The organism is Pseudomonas sp. 25 R 14 (assembly GCF_900004755.1).
GTDB classification, from domain to species: Bacteria; Pseudomonadota; Gammaproteobacteria; order Pseudomonadales; family Pseudomonadaceae; genus Aquipseudomonas; species Aquipseudomonas brenneri.
In genome coordinates, this window is sequence record NZ_CVTS01000038.1 from 33903 (window position 1) to 52187 (window position 18285).

The 18285-nt window shown below is 59.7% G+C and carries 15 protein-coding genes and 1 pseudogene; 5 read left to right on the forward strand and 11 right to left on the reverse strand.

Annotated elements, in window-relative coordinates:
• Window positions 1-2 precede the first annotated feature (2 nt).
• Complete coding sequence (locus tag BFQ03_RS10180) at window positions 3-1589, forward strand: RimK family protein (RefSeq protein WP_032860407.1); 1587 nt, start codon at window positions 3-5, stop codon at window positions 1587-1589.
• Window positions 1583-2524 carry a magnesium transporter CorA family protein gene (locus BFQ03_RS10185; RefSeq protein WP_065942993.1) on the forward strand — a complete coding sequence of 314 codons (942 nt, stop codon included), beginning with the start codon at window positions 1583-1585 and terminating at the stop codon, window positions 2522-2524. Before BFQ03_RS10180 ends, BFQ03_RS10185 begins: the two co-directional genes overlap by 7 nt.
• Window positions 2525-2550: 26 nt before the next feature.
• On the opposite strand, the gene map is transcribed toward BFQ03_RS10185, so the two are convergent.
• The gene (gene map / locus BFQ03_RS10190) at window positions 2551-3306 is read right to left on the reverse strand and encodes a type I methionyl aminopeptidase (protein WP_065942994.1); all 756 of its coding nucleotides are present in this window, start codon (window positions 3304-3306) and stop codon (window positions 2551-2553) included.
• On the reverse strand, window positions 3306-3506 hold the full coding sequence (locus BFQ03_RS10195) for a ParD-like family protein (RefSeq protein ID WP_032860404.1): 201 nt from the start codon (window positions 3504-3506) through the stop codon (window positions 3306-3308). The genes map and BFQ03_RS10195 overlap by 1 nt, the downstream gene beginning before the upstream one ends.
• Window positions 3507-3757: 251 nt before the next feature.
• On the opposite strand from BFQ03_RS10195, the gene ilvA reads away from it, so the two are divergent.
• Complete coding sequence (gene ilvA / locus BFQ03_RS10200) at window positions 3758-4771, forward strand: threonine ammonia-lyase, biosynthetic (RefSeq protein WP_083204825.1); 1014 nt, start codon at window positions 3758-3760, stop codon at window positions 4769-4771.
• A gap of 151 nt (window positions 4772-4922) precedes the next feature.
• Here the strand turns inward: ilvA and eco are convergent, their stop codons facing one another.
• Complete coding sequence (gene eco / locus BFQ03_RS10205) at window positions 4923-5405, reverse strand: serine protease inhibitor ecotin (RefSeq protein WP_032860402.1); 483 nt, start codon at window positions 5403-5405, stop codon at window positions 4923-4925.
• A 198-nt stretch (window positions 5406-5603) separates the two neighbouring features.
• On the opposite strand from eco, the gene BFQ03_RS10210 reads away from it, so the two are divergent.
• Both BFQ03_RS10210 and aqpZ read left to right on the forward strand, forming a co-directional pair.
• Entirely contained in the window at window positions 5604-5861 is a 258-nt protein-coding gene (locus BFQ03_RS10210) for a DUF1652 domain-containing protein (RefSeq protein WP_065942995.1), read from the forward strand.
• A gap of 165 nt (window positions 5862-6026) precedes the next feature.
• Window positions 6027-6713, forward strand: coding sequence for an aquaporin Z (aqpZ, locus tag BFQ03_RS10215; protein ID WP_032860398.1), 687 nt, complete (start codon window positions 6027-6029; stop codon window positions 6711-6713).
• Window positions 6714-6719: 6 nt separating this feature from the next.
• On the opposite strand, the pseudogene BFQ03_RS10220 reads toward aqpZ, so the two are convergent.
• The 8 genes and pseudogenes from BFQ03_RS10220 to BFQ03_RS10255 all read right to left on the reverse strand — a co-directional run bounded on the left by BFQ03_RS10220 (window position 6720) and on the right by BFQ03_RS10255 (window position 17933).
• Window positions 6720-9374, reverse strand: a pseudogene (locus tag BFQ03_RS10220) (autotransporter outer membrane beta-barrel domain-containing protein).
• A gap of 137 nt (window positions 9375-9511) precedes the next feature.
• Entirely contained in the window at window positions 9512-10453 is a 942-nt protein-coding gene (locus BFQ03_RS10225; RefSeq protein ID WP_065942996.1) for a carbohydrate kinase family protein, read from the reverse strand.
• 12 nt (window positions 10454-10465) lie between these two features.
• Window positions 10466-11947, reverse strand: coding sequence for a xylulokinase (xylB, locus tag BFQ03_RS10230; protein ID WP_032860395.1), 1482 nt, complete (start codon window positions 11945-11947; stop codon window positions 10466-10468).
• A 203-nt stretch (window positions 11948-12150) separates the two neighbouring features.
• Window positions 12151-13632: a mannitol dehydrogenase family protein gene (locus BFQ03_RS10235; protein WP_065942997.1), complete on the reverse strand. Its 1482-nt coding sequence runs from the start codon at window positions 13630-13632 to the stop codon at window positions 12151-12153.
• Between the two features lie 17 nt (window positions 13633-13649).
• Window positions 13650-14753 (reverse strand): ABC transporter ATP-binding protein, encoded by a 1104-nt coding sequence (gene ugpC / locus BFQ03_RS10240; protein WP_065942998.1) that lies wholly within the window; start codon window positions 14751-14753, stop codon window positions 13650-13652.
• A 28-nt stretch (window positions 14754-14781) separates the two neighbouring features.
• Entirely contained in the window at window positions 14782-15612 is an 831-nt protein-coding gene (locus BFQ03_RS10245) for a carbohydrate ABC transporter permease (RefSeq protein WP_032860392.1), read from the reverse strand.
• Window positions 15613-15622: 10 nt separating this feature from the next.
• Entirely contained in the window at window positions 15623-16534 is a 912-nt protein-coding gene (locus tag BFQ03_RS10250; protein ID WP_032860390.1) for a carbohydrate ABC transporter permease, read from the reverse strand.
• Window positions 16535-16622: 88 nt separating this feature from the next.
• On the reverse strand, window positions 16623-17933 hold the full coding sequence (locus tag BFQ03_RS10255) for an ABC transporter substrate-binding protein (RefSeq protein WP_032860389.1): 1311 nt from the start codon (window positions 17931-17933) through the stop codon (window positions 16623-16625).
• Window positions 17934-18285: the final 352 nt, after the last annotated feature.

Genomic DNA, 18285 nt, shown 5'->3' on the forward strand with positions numbered 1-18285 from the left:
ATATGTCAGCGGTACAAAGTCATTGGCGAGAAGTATCCGAGCAAACTGTCGCGACTACAATAACTTCCAGCGGATATTTTTCTACACCGCCCAAGAGTACAAGTCAGGTCGTGATTATTGTTGAACGCAGGGAAGACTGGGCTTCCTATTTTCCCAGCGAAGATATTGTCACCGCCCAGGAATACCTCGAACACCCTAGGGAAAACGAGGCTGGCAAGCGGGTGCAGGTGATCAACCTGTGCCGCAGCTACAAGTACCTGGGCCATGGCTACTACTGCTCGCTGCTTGCGGAGGCGCGGGGGCACAAGGTAATTCCGTCAGTGCGTACCATCAGCGAACTGACGAAAAAATCCCTGTATGGCCTGGCCCTGGATGACCTGGATAAAACCCTCGACAAAGCATTGAGTCATCACCTCTACAGCAATACTGAAGGTTTTACCCTGACTCTTTATTTTGGCCGAACCAATATTGAGCCTTTGCAGGATTTGGCCCGTCAGTTGTTTGAAGTCTTTCCAAGTCCGATCCTGTTAGTTGAGTTTCGCAAGAGTAATGGCTGGCACATCGAAGGCATTAAATCCGGGGCATTACATAAGTTGCGTGATGATCAAGAAGACCAATTTGCCCACGCGCTGGACAACTTCAGCCGCAGGATCTGGCGCCAGCCGCGTTCGCGGCGTCTGGCCCGTTATGACCTGGCGATCCTGCATGATCCCCAGGAACAGTTGCCACCGTCCAATGCCAAGGCCCTGGATAATTTCGTACGGGTGGGCAAGGGGCTGGGGATCGATGTCGAGTTGATCGAACGCAAGGACTACGCACGGCTGGCCGAGTACGACGCCTTGTTGATCCGCGAAACCACCAGCGTCGATAACCACACTTATCGTTTCGCCAAGAAAGCCGAGAGTGAAGGGTTGGTGGTGATGGATGATCCTGCTTCGATCCTGCGCTGTACGAATAAGGTCTACCTCACGGACCTGCTCAAGAGCCATCAATTGGGCATGCCCGCCACCGAAATCCTCTACAAGGAACGACCGGAAGATTTCGAGCGGGTTGGCGAGCGCCTGGGCTTTCCCCTGGTGCTGAAAATCCCCGACGGTTGTTTTTCCCGTGGGGTGATCAAGGTCGAAAGCCAGGAGGCGCTGCTGGCCGCCACGGCGGAGCTGTTCGAACATTCGGTGTTGCTGCTGGCCCAGGAGTTTTTCTATACCGAGTACGACTGGCGCATTGGTGTGCTCAACCGCAAGCCGATCTTTGCCTGTCAATACTTCATGTCCAAGGGCCATTGGCAGATCTACAACCACAAGGCCATCGGCCAGGATATCAACGGTGAGTGTCGCACCCTGGCGGTTCACGAGGCACCGAAGGCGGTGGTGGAACTGGCGGTCAAGACCGCAAACCTGATCGGCGACGGGTTGTACGGCGTGGATTTAAAGCAGTCTGGTGACAAGGTGGTGGTGATTGAGGTCAACGACAACCCGAATATGGATGCCGGGATTGAAGACGCCTATTTGCAGGACGACCTGTATTCCCTGGTGCTGGAGGAGTTCGTGCGACGCCTGGAGCTCAAACGCCAGGGTCAGGTCTGGTGATCTGCCTTGAGCTCAGCGAGGGCGCATTGCGCCGCACCGAGCGCGAAAGTGCCGAGATCCTGCTGTTCAGCAACCCCGATAGCGATGAACGTGAATTGCTGCGCGAGCGCTATAAAGTCGATGAGCACGCGCTGGCGTCGGCGCTGGACCCGGACGAGGTGTCGCGTATTGAATTCCATCCCGACAACCTGTTCCTGATCTGGAAGCGCCCGCAAAACTATTCCGGGGGCAGTAACCTAGTGTTTGAAGTGTCATCCTGTGGCTTGCTGTTTTCACCGGACCGCCTGCTGGTGATTGCCACCGATGACAGCCAACTATCCGGCCTGGGGGCGCGCCGGCCACTGCATACACCGCTGGATGTGCTGCTGGATCTGCTGCTCAACAACATCCATCACTATCTGGGCCATCTCAAGGTGATCAAGCTAGTCGCCCGGGAATTGCAGCAGCAGTTCAACGCCTCGATGAGTAATCGCCACCTGATGCAGATGTTCAGCCTCAGCGAGAGCCTGATCTATTACATCAATGCGCTGCACAGCAACGGCGCCGTCTTGACGCGCTTGCGCAACCACGGCGAGAAGGAACATTTCAGTTCGCAGACTCTGGGTTTGATCGACGACCTGATCATCGAGAATAACCAGTGCTACAAGCAGGCGGAGATCTACTCCAATGTGTTCTCCGGGTTGATCGATGCCCGGGGCAACCTGATGAACAACAGCATGAATAACCTGCTGCGCAAGCTGACGCTGATCAACGTAGTGTTCCTGCCGTTGAACCTGATCGCCAGTATTGGAGGGATGTCCGAGTTCAGCATGATGACGGCAGGGACGCCGTGGTGGGTGGCGTATCCATTGTTTCTGCTGGCGATGGCGCTGGGTGCAGTGGGGATGGTGCTGGGGCTCAGGCGGATTGCCAGGGGCGGTGGGAAAGCGGGGTGATTGAAGCCCGCTTCCCACTTGGGTGCCTAGGCACCCTCCTGCAGTGTCAGCACTTCAAAGCCATCAGCGGTGACAGCCACCGTGTGCTCCCATTGCGCCGACAGGCTGTTATCGCGGGTGACCACGGTCCAGCCATCCTTGAGGCTGCGTACCTTGGCGCTGCCCTGGTTCAGCATCGGCTCGATGGTGAACACCATGCCTTCGCGCAGGGTCAAGCCGGTGCCCGGCCGGCCGAAGTGGAGGATCTGCGGTTCTTCGTGCATTTCGCGGCCAATTCCGTGGCCGCAGTACTCGCGTACTACGCTGTAGCCGTTGGCTTGCGCGTGGCTCTGGATTGCATGGCCAATATCGCCCAACCGTGCGCCGGGCTTGACCTGGCGGATACCGGCCCACATGGCCTCGAACGTCATCTCGACCAGGCGCCGGGCCTTGGGGGCGACCGCGCCGATCATGTACATCTTGCTGGAGTCGGCGATAAACCCGCCTTTCTCCAGGGTGATGTCGATATTGACGATATCGCCGTCCTTCAACACGGCCTTGGCATCCGGCATGCCGTGGCACACCACTTCGTTGATGGACGTGTTGATGCAGAAGGGGTAGTCATATTGCCCAAGGCTGGCGGGACGCGCCTGCAGGTCGTGGCGGATAAACGCTTCGACGGCGGCGTCCAGTTCCAGGGTTGACTGGCCGGCGCAGACCCGGCTGTCGAGCATGCTGAATACTTGGCCCAGCAGGCGGCCCGCTTCGCGCATCACGGCGAGCTGTGGGGCAGTCTTGATCATCAGGTGCGCCCCCGGATCAGATCGGGCTTGTCGAGCAATAGTTTGTTGATCAGATCGTTGTAGGCCAGGTGCGGATTTAGCTCGGCCAGCAGGCCGATCTTGATCCAGAACTCGGCCTGGGCGTTGATGGAACGGTCCATGGCGGCGCTGGCGAGACGGATTTGTTCATGCAGTTGGTCGGTAATCTTGACGATGCCCATGAGCTTCACTGTGCGGGATTGATATACAAAGCGTATACGTTTCGTATATCGCTCGTAAACCCCGGCAGTTGACTTGCCACAGGCCGCCAGTTAGTTTTGCTTCATGACCTTTCAAACCTATCGTTCCCAGCCAAGCATTATTACCGCCATTCCTCATTTGGCGGGATAGCGCTCGGCTGTACCCAAACCCGCCCTAGAGGCGGGTTTTGTTTTTCCGTCTCCTGGGCTCTGCTAAACGTCAGGAGACCCCCATGAGTAGCCCACTGCCGCAGTCCAACGCCGACGATGGATTGCTTGAGCATTACGTAAAGAAAATCCTCGCCGCACCGGTCTACGACCTGGCCGTGCGCACTCCCTTGCAGCCCGCGCCTGCGCTATCGGCGTTGCTCGGCAATCAGATCCTGCTTAAGCGCGAAGACTTGCAGCCGACGTTTTCCTTCAAGATCCGCGGCGCCTACAACAAGCTGGTGCAACTCACCGACGCGCAAAAAGCCTGCGGGGTGATCACGGCGTCGGCGGGCAACCATGCCCAGGGTGTGGCACTGGCGGCGCGTGAACTGGGGATCAAGGCGACCATCGTGATGCCTTGCACCACGCCCGAATTGAAAGTGCTGGGCGTGCGCTCGCGAGGCGCCGACGCGGTGCTGCATGGGGCCAGTTTCCCGTTTGCCTTGACCCATGCATTGCAGTTGGCCGAACAGTCGGGCGCTACCTTTGTTTCGCCGTTCGACGATCCGGATGTGATCGCCGGCCAAGGCACGGTCGCGATGGAAATCCTGCGCCAGCAACAAGGTGCGCTGGACGTGATCTTTGTGCCAGTGGGGGGTGGCGGGTTGATCGCCGGGATCGCTGCCTACATCAAGTATTTGCGCCCAGAGGTGCGCATCATTGGCGTGGAACCTGAAGGCTCCAGTTGCCTGCTGGCAGCCCTGCGCGCGGGCGAGCGGGTGGTATTGCCCAGCGTGGACAGCTTCGCCGATGGCACCGCTGTCGCACAGATCGGCGCCTACGGTTTTGAAATCTGCCGCCACTATGTTGATGAAGTCATCACCGTCAGCAACGATGAACTGTGCAGTGCGATCAAGCTGATCTACGACGATACCCGTTCCATCACCGAGCCATCAGGCGCACTGGCGGTTGCCGGGATCCGCCGCTACGTGGCACGTACCGGGGCCCTGGGGCAGACGCTGGTGGCGATCAACTCCGGGGCCAATATCAACTTTGACAGTTTGCGTCACGTTGCCGAACGGGTGGCGGCGCAATAGCACAGATTGAATGTGGGAGTTGTCGAGCTTCAGCGAGGCTACGATGGCGCCAGCCAAAACACCTCGGGGTGTCAGATGGCCAACGTCATCGTTAACGACCATCGCAGGCAAGCCAGCTCCTACAGTTGATCTGCGGCGTTAACTGGCTGCGTTATTGCACGCTGGCCTTCTCGACGGTGGCCGATGCCGACCAGATGCGGTAACGCACTTCGACATCTTTTGGAACATATACAACGATGGGCAGCTTGCTGTTGTAACGCAGTACAAAGCCGTCACCGACCACTGGCACAAAGTCCTCGCGGGTCTTGCCATCGGGGCAGGCCATCAGCGTGCTCATGGGGCCGCTGACTTTCTCCAGCCGGTAGAACGGATAGCCCCAGCCTTCGAGGTTTTTTTCTTCCAGCACACCGCCCAGGCGTTGTTGGTTGCAATCGACGGTCAAGGTCTTGCCGGCCAGGATCTCGACCTTGAAGTCCTGCTCCTGCGGCTGTGCGGCCAGGTGGATGACTTGGCGCACATAACCGGCATCAGCCTTGGGGTAAGGTGCAATGTCTTCAAGTTTTGCCGCATTGGCCTGGGCACAACAGGCTGCGAGGCCAAGGAGGGAGAGGGTATTGAGCAGAGGGAAGTTCATGGGGCGTCCTTGTCTGGAAGGATGAAAAACCCGAACACGATGCCAGCCTACGGCCCAGGCTGCAAATTGCCCTACAACTTATATAGGCATCGTCGCTGCTTATGAGAAAAGGATCCAACGCGCTCCGGCCCGGGGAGTAGGCTAGTGGGTTGAAGGCGTTTGCCAGCAGGTGAATATTGATAAGAAGGAGAGGTCGCCATGCTTTCGGAACTGGAACTGCGCAGCATTATTGAAGGAAGTTTTCTGCCTAAACGTTGTGAATGCATCAAGGCCGAGGATGCGTCGTTGACGATCAAAGTCTACGACGATGACGGTACAGACCTGACCGTCACCGGCATCCAGGCCGACAAGCTCGACAGTAGTCGGGCCATCTGCAACCTGATTACGGAGTTACGTGAAGATCTCAAGCACGCCCACGCACCCGCCCCACGCAGGGCCGGCGCGAGATTCTACTGATCATCACGCTCTAGGCGACGGTGTCATGGCCGTTTGCGGGCCCGGATAACCCAGGCCCAGCATTATCTCCGTGCCCACTGCCAGCCTCAGATAATTCCGATACGGTTCTTTCACTCCTCCTTGCTACTGTTTCCCCACATCTGTCGCCAGTGGGTGAGGTAGTGCGTGCAACAGAAAATCGCAGCAGAGTTTCTCGGTACCTTCTGGTTGACCTTCGGTGGTTGTGGCAGCGCCATCCTGTCGGCGGCGTTTCCCGGTCTGGGGATCGGTTTTGCCGGTGTGGCATTGGCGTTTGGCTTGAGTGTGCTGACCATGTCTTACGCGGTGGGCAGCATCAGCGGTGCACATTTCAACCCGGCGGTGACCGTCGGCTTTTGGGTGGGCGGACGACTGCCAGGGCTGGATGTATTGCCCTACATCATCGCCCAGGTAGCCGGTGCGACAGTCGCAGCGGCGATACTGGCGCTGGTTGCCAGCGGCCGGCCGGGGTTTGAAATAGGCGAGTTCGCCGCCAATGGCTATGGTCACTTGAGCCCGGGGCAGTACAGCCTGTTGGCTGCGGTGGTGGTGGAAACGGTGTCGACGTTCTTCCTGGTGTTCATCGTCATGCGGACCACGGCGCCTGGAGTGACGCCGGGGTTTGCACCGATTGCCATCGGTCTGACGCTGACCCTGATTCACCTGGTGTCGATACCCGTGACCAACACCTCGGTCAACCCGGCGCGTAGCACCGGGGCGGCTTTGTTTGCCGGCAGTGATTACCTGATGCAGCTCTGGCTGTTCTGGCTGGCGCCCCTGGCGGGTGGCATTGTCGGCGCCGTGGTAGCCAGGGCTATACGGGAACGGCCGTGACCCGGGCTACCAACTCATCCGGATGCCAGCATTGCCGCTGATACCTTCCTGTGTGTTGGTGTCCAGTTGGGTGCTGTAGTCGGCGGCCACGTACACGCTGACGCTGGAGGACAGTTTGGCGACCACGCCGACGCCAAGATCAGCATAGGCCGATTTGTGGTCACTTTTGATCCGGTCAACGTCATCGTAAGTCACCGTGTCGCTGCCGCCGAAGGTGCGCCAGGCGTTGACCCGCAGATAAGGTTCGACAGGGGTGTCTTGCAGCAAATAGCGACCTTTCAAGCGGGCACCCACGCGTCCTGTCCAGTAATCCTGGGAGTCGAAGGACACACTGGAGATCCCGTCGTTCTGGCGGTCCAAGTCAATCTGTTGGTGGATCACCTGGGCCTGCGGCTCCACCACCCAGTTCGCGGAAACGGCAAACGGGTAACCCGCTTCGGCAGACAAGGCCAGCGCATGGCCTTTGGTATCCATTTTTATCCCGCGCTCGGATTTATTATCACCGTCCAGGCGCGTGCCCATGGCTACCAGGTCCACGTACCAGCCCTTTGGATCCGTCAGTGTCCAGTAAGCACCATAGTTGTCGCCGGTGAGTTTGACCTGCCCGGAACGCTGGCCCTCAAAACCCAAGGCAAAGCCTTTGACATCGCCTTGCAAACGGCTCTGACCGATAAACAGCCCCAGGCGCTGGAGTTGCCCGCCATCGGTTACCGAGGCGTACAGGTCATGGCCCACCTGATAGCCCTTGAGGCTGCCGTCGAAACTCGGCGACACCGTGCCCGACCAACTCTGCCGGAAGTCACTGCCATAGGCCCGGCCCCAGCCAGCAGGAACCGTACCGGTTTCGCCCAACAGGCTTTGCTCGCCCTGGCGATCATGGAAGGTGCCAAGTGCTTGCAAGGTCATGCGTTGGGCCGCCGGCACCACCACCGAGTACACCGGTACTTCGACGCGATACAGCGGGATCGGCTCGGCGCCGGCCACGGCGGTGGGCAAGGGTGGCGTGGTGTCGGCAGGCGTGGGCGAGACCTCAGCCGGGATCTGGGTCGGTGGCGGAGCCGGAGGCTCGACCGGTGCCACAGGCTGGTCGGTGGGTGGCTCAACCGGTGGCTCGTCAGGATCGACCACCGGCGGCACGGCCGGGATCGGTGGTTCCGGAACGATCACCGGTGGTACAACCGGCGGCGTTGGCACGGCGGGCGGCTGGACGGCGACCACGGAGGAGCGCAGGTACCAGTTGTTCTCTGAACCGGCCGTTACGCCACCTTTGAACAGGAAATATTCATAGGCCCCGGCAGACACCGCGCTTTTGAGGGCAAACGCATCGGTAGTGCTGGTTGCGCCGTTAAGCGCCTGCACCACTTCAATCCCGTTGTTGCGGGTCAGCCCACCCAGGCCACCAAGGTTGCTCACCGCCAGTTGGGTATTGCCGCTGATCGCACCTTGGGACACCACCAGCTTGTCACTGGCCGAGGTCTCATCACCCAGCACTGTTTGCAGCCACAGTTGGCCATTGTTGCCGACATAATTACCGTACACCGTCAGCGAGTCCGTGGCGCTGTTGCTGGCGCTGGTCATATCGATGGTCCCGGCGTTATTGACCGTCGCCAGTTGGGCGGCGGTATAGGGCCGGATACTGCCTTGGGTCACCGCCAGCACGCTGCTGTTGTCGATGGAGAACACCCCGGTGCCGCTGGCGCTATCGCCCAGGAACAGATCCCCCGCCAGGTCCAGGCGCGAGCCATTGTTGAGGTCGAAGGTTTCCCAGCCGATATAGCGGCCGGCGTTACTCGAAGTGGTGTTGTCGAAGGTCAATCGGTCATTGCCCAGGCCACCATCTATCGAGGGCGTGGCAGCCAGTTGGCTGGCACCCAGGCCAGCCAGCAGCGCAGTGTCATCACCGTCGCCCATCAAGATGGCAGATTTGATCTGGCCACCCGTGCGCCATTCCAAGGTGTCGTTGCCCACGCTGGCGCGTATCTCGCCATTGATCACGCCGCCGCTGACGAGAATGGTGTCATTGCCGCCGCTGACGCTGACGTTGCCGCCAATACTGCCACCGGTCACGCGGATCCAGTCAGTACCAAAGCCGGTCACCAGGTTGCCAAGGATGGCGCCACCGGACATGTCATAGATATTGTTGTCCAGTTTCATATCTACCCGGCCGATAGTCCCGGCGGTTTGACTGGCGACATCGCCGTCTTCAAACGCGCCGACGATGGTGCCACCCGTCATGCTGAACGTATCCCGACCATCGCCCTGGGCCAGGGCCTGGATCTGCCCGCCACTCATCAAAAAGTCGTCGATGCCGTTACCTTGGGAGACCGTCCCGGTGACAGTGCCGCCACTGATCTAGAAGCGATCGGCACCGTCACCCTGAGTCACCGAACCGACGATACGCCCGGAATTGATCGCGACCCCATCGTCGCCCGCGCCAAACACCACGCTGCCATTGACAGTGCCCGAGCCGCCTACAGGCAAGTTCAAGGTGTTTTTACCGAACAAGTCGGTCAGGCCACCGGCAGAGGTGCCACTGTCGCAGGTATAGCTGTCGTCACCAGGACCCGGGGTGAAGACGCAAGCGGCCTGAGCCGGGGTTTGCAGTGAAAGGATGCCAGTCACGAAAACGGCGGGTTTGATACAGAAGCGGTCATTGCCCATCGGTCGTCCCTGTCTTTGTAGGAAAATTCTACGTTGTAAGGGTCTAGTACAGTTTGTGGCGACTGGCAATATTTAGGAGCAGCAAAAGCCACGCAATCCGTGGCCTGCAGTGATGGCATAGTGAAACTGCCTGGGGGTTATCCGTTTAATTGCTGGCGATAGGGCAGGTCCGGGCCAGTCTTGCCACACGTCAACGCCGCCGCACGAATGGCGAACTTGAGCATTGCATCGATTTGATCCCTGGCAAGGCTGCGCAAACCCTCGATCGAATCCAGTTGCTGCTCGGTCAACCAGGCAATCAAGGCCGCCTGGAAGGTGTCGCCAGCACCCACGGTGTCAGCCATCACTACCTTGACCGCCGGCGCCGACCAGTTGCCATGCTGGCGACTGAACACGCTGGCCCCGTCACCGCCACGGGTAAGGAAAATCAACTGGCAACGGTGCTGTAACCAGCCTTGCAGCACGCTTTCCGGCGCCTGGCCGGGGTAGAGCAGGTGCAGGTCTTCGTCGCTGACCTTGATCAGGTCGGCATGTTGCACCCACTGCGCAACACGCTGGCGCCACAGTTCGATGTCGGGTTCGGGATTGAGGCGCACATTCGGATCGAGGCTGATCAGGCGTTTGCCGCTTTCCCGCTGGACGAGGGTCAGCAGGCTGTCGGCCACCGGCTGCACCGCCAGGGAAAACGAGCCGAAATGCAGGCCTCGTACCTGCGCATCGAGGACAGGTAGATGCTCGATCTGCAATTGCCGATCCGCACAGCCTTCGCCACGGAAGCTGTATTGCGGTGATCCATTGGCCCCCAGGGCAACCATCGCCAGGGTGGTCGGTGCGGCAAACTCGACCAGGTAATCGTCGCGCACACCTTCGGCCCTGAGGACCTGGCGCAGGCGCTGGCCCAGGTAGTCGCTGGACAAACCGGCGAACAGGCCCGCGTCGATCCCCAGGCGACGCAAGCCGACGGCGACGTTAAACGGCGAGCCGCCGGCAATGGCCTTGAAATTGACTTTGGATGCCTGTCCGCTGGCATCCTCTTCGCTGAAAAAATCAAACAGCGCTTCGCCACACACCAGATACATAGTTATTCACTCTTAAAGGGTTGCCACGTGCTGTTGATAGCGCTCATAGGCCTGCTGATAAGCCGCGACGCTGGCGGCGACGGGTTGGGTGCGGCTTGCCGGGTCGACGCTGACGCAACGTGCGCACAAGGCCTCAAGGCTTTCGCCGGACTGGCACCACGCCGCCTGTATCGCCGCGCCCAGGGCCGCTGCTTCGCTTTGTTCGGTACAGACCACTTCGGTGTCCATGATATCGGCGACCATTTGCCGCCACACCGGGCTTTTTGAACCACCGCCGATCAGGCGGATACTCTGGCTGTGCAGGCCGGTCTCGCGCAACAGGTCCAGGCCTTGGCGCAAGCCAAAAGTGGTGCCCTCGACCACCGCACGGCACAGGTTGCCACGGGTCAGGTTGGTCATGGTCAGGCCGTGCAGGCTGCCGGTGGCGTGGGGCAGGGCAGGCACGCGCTCGCCATTGAGGAACGGCAGCATGCTGACGCCCTCGGCGCCGATCGGAGCCTGGGCCACCAGGGCGTTGAACGCCACCAAGTCCAATTCGAACAGCTCGCGGATAACGCCGGTGGCGTTGGTCAGGTTCATGGTGCAGATCAGTGGCAGCCAACCGCCACTGGATGAACAGAACGTCGCTACCGAGGCCTGGACGCTGACATTCGGCTGCTCGGCGAAGGCATAGACAGTGCCTGATGAGCCCAGGCTCATGGTAATTACCCCCGGCGCGATATTGCCGGTGCCAATGGCTCCCATCATATTGTCGCCGCCGCCACTGGACACGATGGCATTGGGGTTGATACCGAGGCGCTCGGCAACGGCCGGCAGAATGCTGCCCAGCGCCTGATTGGCTTCGATCAGCGGTGGTAACGCGGCCTCCAGGCGCCCGCTGGCATCGATATGCCGCAGCAAGGGCAAGTCCCATTGCCGGGTGCGCACGTTGAAATAACCGGTGCCCGAGGCATCGCCATACTCGGCACAGGCCCGGCCGGTGAGCCAATAGTTGAGGTAGTCGTGGGGCAGCAGGATGTGCGCAATACGCGCGAAAACATCCGGGTGCTGCTCCAGGGTCCACAACAGCTTGGACACGGTGTAACCCGGTGCAATCGCTACACCGAGGCGCTCCAGGGAGCCGCTTTCACCGCCCAGGTACTGCAGCAATCGCTGGTTTTCGGCGCTGGTTTCGGTGTCGCACCACAGTTTGGCCGGACGCAGTACCTGGCCATTGTCGTCCAGCAGCACGAGGCCATGTTGCTGGCCGGAAACGCCTATCCCGAGGATATCCTGGCCGTCTACACCGGCCTGTTGCAAGGCGCGGTGGGTGGCTTCGGTAAATGCATCGAGCCATTCCTGGGGGTGCTGCTCGCGACGGCCATTGGCACCGCTGATCAGGGTGTGCGCAGCGGCCCCCAGGCCCAGGACCTTGCCGCTGGCAGCGTCGAGGACAATGGCCTTGGTGCCTTGGGTACCGCAGTCGATGCCGAGGAACAGAGATTGTCGGATCATAGTTATCGCTCAGTGGAACGCGGTCAAAATGTGGGAGCAAGCCCTAATGCCAGTCAGTTAAGGCTTTTTTGTAGGAGCGAGCTTGTCTCCGGGCGGCGTTCCGACGAAAAACTTACAGGCGCCGCATTCATTCAGTAAGCACGCGTTATCGTTGACGTTTTTCGCGAGCAAGCTCGCTCCTACATTATGTTGCCCAAGTTGTGTCAGTGAAGGTTGGCGAGCAGCAGCTTCAGGGTCTCTGCGACACCCTTGTCACGCAAACTGGCAAAACACCGTTCAAACGCTGCCACAAACGCGGGTGAATTGGGAATCGCCGTACCAAAAATCTCTTCAACACTCAGCAACCGCTGGCTGATCAACGCATCGTCCGCCACCAGCGCCCGGCAGAAGTCCGCGCGAGGGTCGGGGATCCGGTAGCGTACGCCGTTCTCATCCACACCTTGCAAATACAAGGCCCAGGCCGCCACCACCAGTGCTGCCCGTTCAGTTTCGCGGCCATCGGCGATCAAGCGGTTGATGGTCGGTACGGTGAACTTGGGAAACTTCGATGAGCCATCGGAACATACGCGCTCCAACTGATCGGCAATCGCCTGGTTGGAGAAGCGGTCTACCAGGGTCTGTTTGTAGTCGCCCAGGTCGATACCCGGCACGGGCGCGAGGTTGGGCGTCACGTCCAGGTCCATATAAGCACGCATATACGCGACAAACAGCGGGTCGTTCATGGTCTCGTGGACAAACCGATAGCCCTTGAGAAAGCCCAGGTAGGTCAGGGCCAGGTGGCTGCCGTTGAGCAGGCCAATCTTCATTTCTTCATAAGGCGTGACGTCGTCGGTGAACTGCACCCCCACCTGTTCCCACGCCGGGCGGCCGTTGACGAACTTGTCTTCCAGCACCCATTGCACAAAGGGCTCGCACACCACCGGCCAGGCATCGTCGATGCCGTGTTCATCATGCAGTTGCAGACGATGCGCAGTGCTGGTCATCGGCGTAATGCGGTCGACCATGGCGTTGGGGAAACTCACATTTTCCTTGATCCAGTCATGCAGGTCGGCATTGTGCAGCGCCGCGAAGGCCAGCAGTGCCTTGCGAGTCACGGCGCCGTTATGGGGCAGGTTATCGCAGGACATCACGGTAAAGGCTGCAATACCTGCAGCCCGGCGTTGGGTCAGGGCCGCGCAGATAAAACCGAACACGGTTTGGGGCGCGTCGGGGTGGGCCAGGTCATGCTGGATCTGCGGCAGGTGGGCCATGAACTCGCCATTGCTGTCGTCGATGCAGTAGCCGCCCTCGGTGATGGTCAGCGATACGATACGAATCTCTGGGCTGGCCAGTTTGTCGATCAGGGCCTGGGCACCGTCCTGGGCCAGCAGCATATCGCTGATGGCGCCGATCACGCGTACTTCGGTATCGTCGGTGTCGCCCAGCTCAAACAGGGTAAACAGATAGTCCTGGCCAGTCAGGTCATCCCGCGCCTTGCGGTCCTCAGCGCGCAGGCCAATGCCGCAGATGCTCCAGTCCAGGCCCTCGCCGGTATTCATCAAGGCATCGGTGTAATACGCCTGGTGTGCGCGATGAAAACCACCAACGCCGATGTGGGCGATGCCCTGGCGTGTATCAGCAATGGCGTAGGCCGGCAGGCGGACTTGCGGCGCGAGCTGCGTGAGGTTTTGCTTGTTCAGTTTCATCAAAAGTTCTCGCGAGATCAGGCGGCAGCGCGCAGTGGACGAGCCACGGCAACACCAGCAGTGTCGAACAGATGGCAGTGCGCCGGGTCCAGGTGCAGTTGCAGCGTCTCGCCATATTGGCTGGCCATGTCGCCACGAATGCGCAGGGTCAGCGGCTCGCCGCTGCTGGTGAGCACATGGCAGAACGTGTCGCTGCCCAGGCGCTCGCCCACATCGGCGGTGACGGTCAGGGTGGTATCGCCCGGCGCGGCGAGCTCCAGGTGCTCGGGGCGGATGCCCAGGGTTACCGCACTGCCCACGCTCAAGCTGGCCCCGCTCAACGGCAGGCTGATCAGGGTGCCGGCATCCAGTTGTACGTCGCAGCCCTGGCCATCGACACGGGTGACCTGACCTTTGAGAAAGCCCATTTTCGGTGTACCCAGGAAGCCCGCGACAAACAGGTTGGCCGGCTGGTGGTACAACTCCAGGGGGGAGCCGACCTGTTCGATGCGGCCGCTGTTGAGCACCACCACTTTATCGGCCAGGGTCATGGCTTCGACTTGGTCGTGGGTTACGTAAATCATCGTCGCTTGCAGTTCTTTATGCAGGCGCGCCAGTTCCAGGCGCATTTGCACGCGCAGCGCCGCGTCGAGGTTGGACAGCGGTTCATCGAACAGGAAGATTTTCGGGTTGCGCACAATCGCCCGGCCAATGGCCACGCGTTGGCGCTGGCCGCCAGACAACTGCTTGGGCTTGCGTTCCAGCAGCGGGCCCAGCTCAAGGATACGGGCGGCTTCACTGACTTTGCTGTCGACAATCTGTTTGTCGACGCCGGCCAGGTCCAGGGCAAACGACATGTTTTTGCGCACGCTCATATGCGGGTACAGGGCGTAGGTCTGGAACACCATGGCCAGGTCGCGCTTGGCCGGGGTCACTTCGGTGATGTCACGGCCATCCAGTTCGATGGTGCCCTCAGTGACTTCCTCAAGGCCGGCAATCAGGCGCAGCAGGGTGGACTTGCCACACCCGGACGGCCCGACGAAGACCACGAACTCCTTGTCGTTCACTTCCAGGTCGATGCCCTTGATGATGGAAAAACCTTCGAAGCCTTTTTGCAAATTCTTGATTTTCAGGTTGGCCATGATGGGCCTCCATTTTTTATAGGGGTCGTTATTTCACAGCGCCAAAGGACAGGCCGCGCACCAGTTGCTTCTGGCTGATCCAGCCAAAGATCAGGATCGGTGCGCAGGCCAGGGTCGAGACGGCGGACAATTTGGCCCAGAACAAGCCTTCGGGGCTGGAGTAGGAGGCAATCAGCGCGGTCAATGGCGCGGCGTTGGACGAGGTCAGGTTCAGTGACCAGAACGCCTCGTTCCAGCACAGGATCAGTGACAGCAGCACGGTGGAGGCCAGGCCGCCCTTGGCGATGGGCAGCAATACCCGGACCATTTCCTGCCACAGCGTGGCGCCATCCAAGCGTGCGGCTTCGAGGATGTCCTTGGGAATGTCCTTGAAGTAGGTGTAAACCATCCACACCACAATCGGCAGGTTGATCAGGGTGTAGATGATGATCAGCGCAAGGCGCGTGTCCAGCAGGCCCATGCTCTTGGCCAGCAGGTAGATCGGCATCAGCACCCCCACCGGTGGCAGCATTTTGGTCGACAGCATCCACAGCAGCGTGCCCTTGGTGCGCTGGGTTTCGTAGAACGCCATGGAGTAGGCCGCAGGCACCGCAATCAGTAGGCACAAGGCGGTCGCGCTGAAGGAAATCAACACCGAGTTCCAGGCATAGCTGAAATAGTTGCTGCGCTCGTTGATGTGCAGATAGTTCTCAAGGGTTGGCGTGAAAATGAACTGCGGCGGCGTGGCAAACGCATCGATTTCGGTCTTGAAACTGGTGAGCACCATCCAGAAGATCGGGAAGAAAATCACGATCGCGATGGCCCAGGCCAGAGTGCCGAGCAACAAGCTTTGCAGGCGGCGGGATTGTTGAAGTGTCATGGCGCGGCCCTCAAGGCTTGTCAGTCAGGTTTTTGCCGAGCATCCGCACCAGGATGATCGCCGCGATATTGGCAATGACCACGGCAATCAAGCCGCCTGCCGAAGCCATGCCCACATCGAACTGCACCAGCGCCTGGTTGTAGATCAGGTAGGCAAGGTTGGTCGAGGCGTAGCCGGGGCCACCGTTGGTGGTGGTAAAGATTTCGGCGAACACCGAGAGCAGGAAGATGGTCTCGATCATCACCACGACGGCAATGGGCCGTGCCAGGTGCGGCAGGGTCAAGTGCCAGAAGATCGCAATCGGGCCGGCACCGTCCAGGCGCGCCGCTTCTTTCTGCTCTTGGTCCAGGGACTGCATGGCGGTCATCAGGATCAGGATCGCGAAGGGCAGCCATTGCCAGGACACAATGATGATGATCGACAGCAGCGGGTAGTGCGCCAGCCAGTCCACCGGCTGCGCGCCAAACAGCTTCCACAGGGCGGCCAGCACACCGGACACCGGGTGGAAAATCAGGTTCTTCCAGATCAGCGCACCGACGGTGGGCATGATGAAGAACGGCGAGATCAGCAGCACCCGCACCAGCCCACGGCCGAAAAACTCGCTGGCCTCCAACAAGGCACTGATCAACACCCCCAGCACCACGCTGATCAGCAGCACGCTGCCCACCAGCAACAAGGTATTGGTGGCACCGGGCAGGAAGCCCGAATCGGTGATGAAGTAAGTGAAGTTCTCCAGGCCCACAAATTGGTTTTCGCCGGGGTAGAGCAGGTTGTAGCGGATCAGTGAAAAGTACAGGGTCATGCCCAGGGGCACGATCATCCACAGTAGCAGTAGGCCTACCGAGGGGCTGACGAGGAACCAGCCTGGGTTGAGCAGGCGGTTTTTGCGCGGTTTATCCGCAGCAGCGGTTTGCACATTCATAGGATCAGAACCAGTTTGCAGAACGAGAGTCGGAGCGCGGTCAGTGTGGGAGTGGACTTGCTCCCACATTGACAGGGGTGAGCCTGGGTTATTTGGGGTAGCCGGCCCGCTTCATTTCCCGCTCGGTGGTGGTTTGTGCGGCAGCCAGGGCCTGGTCGACTGTCTGCTGGCCGGTCAGGGCGCCGGAGAAGAATTTGCCCACCTGGGTGCCAATGGCCTGGAATTCAGGAATGGTCACCAACTGGATGCCGATATAAGGCACTGGCTTGAGGGTCGGTTTGGTTGGGTCCGCAACTTTCAGTGACTCCAACGTCACCTTGGCAAATGGCGCGGCCTGCATGTACGCCTCGCTATAGGTCGAGGCGCGGGTGCCTGGCGGGACATTGGCAATGCCATCGGTCTTGGCCACCAGCGCACCGTACTCCTTGGATGTCGCCCAGGCACTGAAGACCTTGGCAGCCTCCTTAGCCTTGGAGCTGGTGGGGATCGCCAGCGACCAGGAGTACAGCCATGAGGTGCCCTTGTCGGTGACCTGTTGCGGGGCAAAGGTGAAGCCGACGTGATCGGCGACCTTGCTCTGGGTTTTGTCGGTAACGAACGAACCGGCGACGCTGGCATCGACCCAGATCGCGCACTTGCCACTGTTGAACAGCGCCAGGTTTTCATTGAAGCCGTTGCTGGACGCGCCCGGCGGGCCGGACTTCTTCATGTTGTCCACGTAGAAGTTCAGCGCGTCTTTCCACTCGGGGCCGTTGAATTCGGGTTGCCACTTCTCATCGAACCAGCGGGCGCCATAGCCATTGGCCAGGGTGCCAATCAGCGCCATGTTCTCGCCCCAGCCGGCCTTGCCTCGCAGGCACAGGCCGTATTGTTCCTTGTTCTTGTCGGTGAGCTTTTGCGCAAACTCGCCAATCTGCACCCAGGTCGGATGTTCAGGCATGGTCAGCCCGGCAGCCTTGAACAGGTCAGTGCGGTAGTAGGTGATGGAGCTTTCGGCATAGAACGGCAGGGCGTACAGCGAGCCCTTGACGGAAAGACCGTCGCGTACCGAAGGAAAAACATCGTCCAGGTCGTAGGAGGCCGGCAGATCCTTCATCGGCTCCAACCAGCCCTTGGCGCCCCACAGTGCGGCTTCGTACATGCCAATGGTCAATACATCGAACTGCCCGCCCTGGGTCGCGATATCCGTGGTCAGGCGTTGGCGCAGGACATTTTCTTCCAGCACTACCCAGTTCAACTTGATGTCCGGGTGCTCGGCCTCGAAGGTTTTCGAGAGCTTTTGCATGCGAATCATGTCGCTGTTATTGACGGTGGCAATGGTCAGGGTTTGTGCGCCAAGGCTGACGGCGCTGAGGGTCATGCAGGTACAGGCAAGCAGTGCTTTTGCTGTGAGATTCATCGCGCACTCCAGTTCTGCGCCCGGGGGCTGCAGAAGGACAGTTATTGTTGTTGTGTCTTCCATGGCAGCAGGAAGAGTGTGCGTTGATTACAGCCTGCTGCAGGCGTGGTGACAAATCCTTGTGAACACTTTAACTAATACTTTTTTGCACTGAGCCTGCTGGGCAGTCAAAACCTCACACGAGAGCAGCAACCTGTTATTTCTGACAGTAGACGCAAGGGAACAGCAGAGGGTTAATAGTTTGGCAAAACCTAATCAGGAGATGTTTATGAACTGTTCCCGCGTAAACCCCAAAGGTCACCCCCTCTATAAAATCGCACTGGGCTTACTCATGGCGGTTTCTATCGGTGCT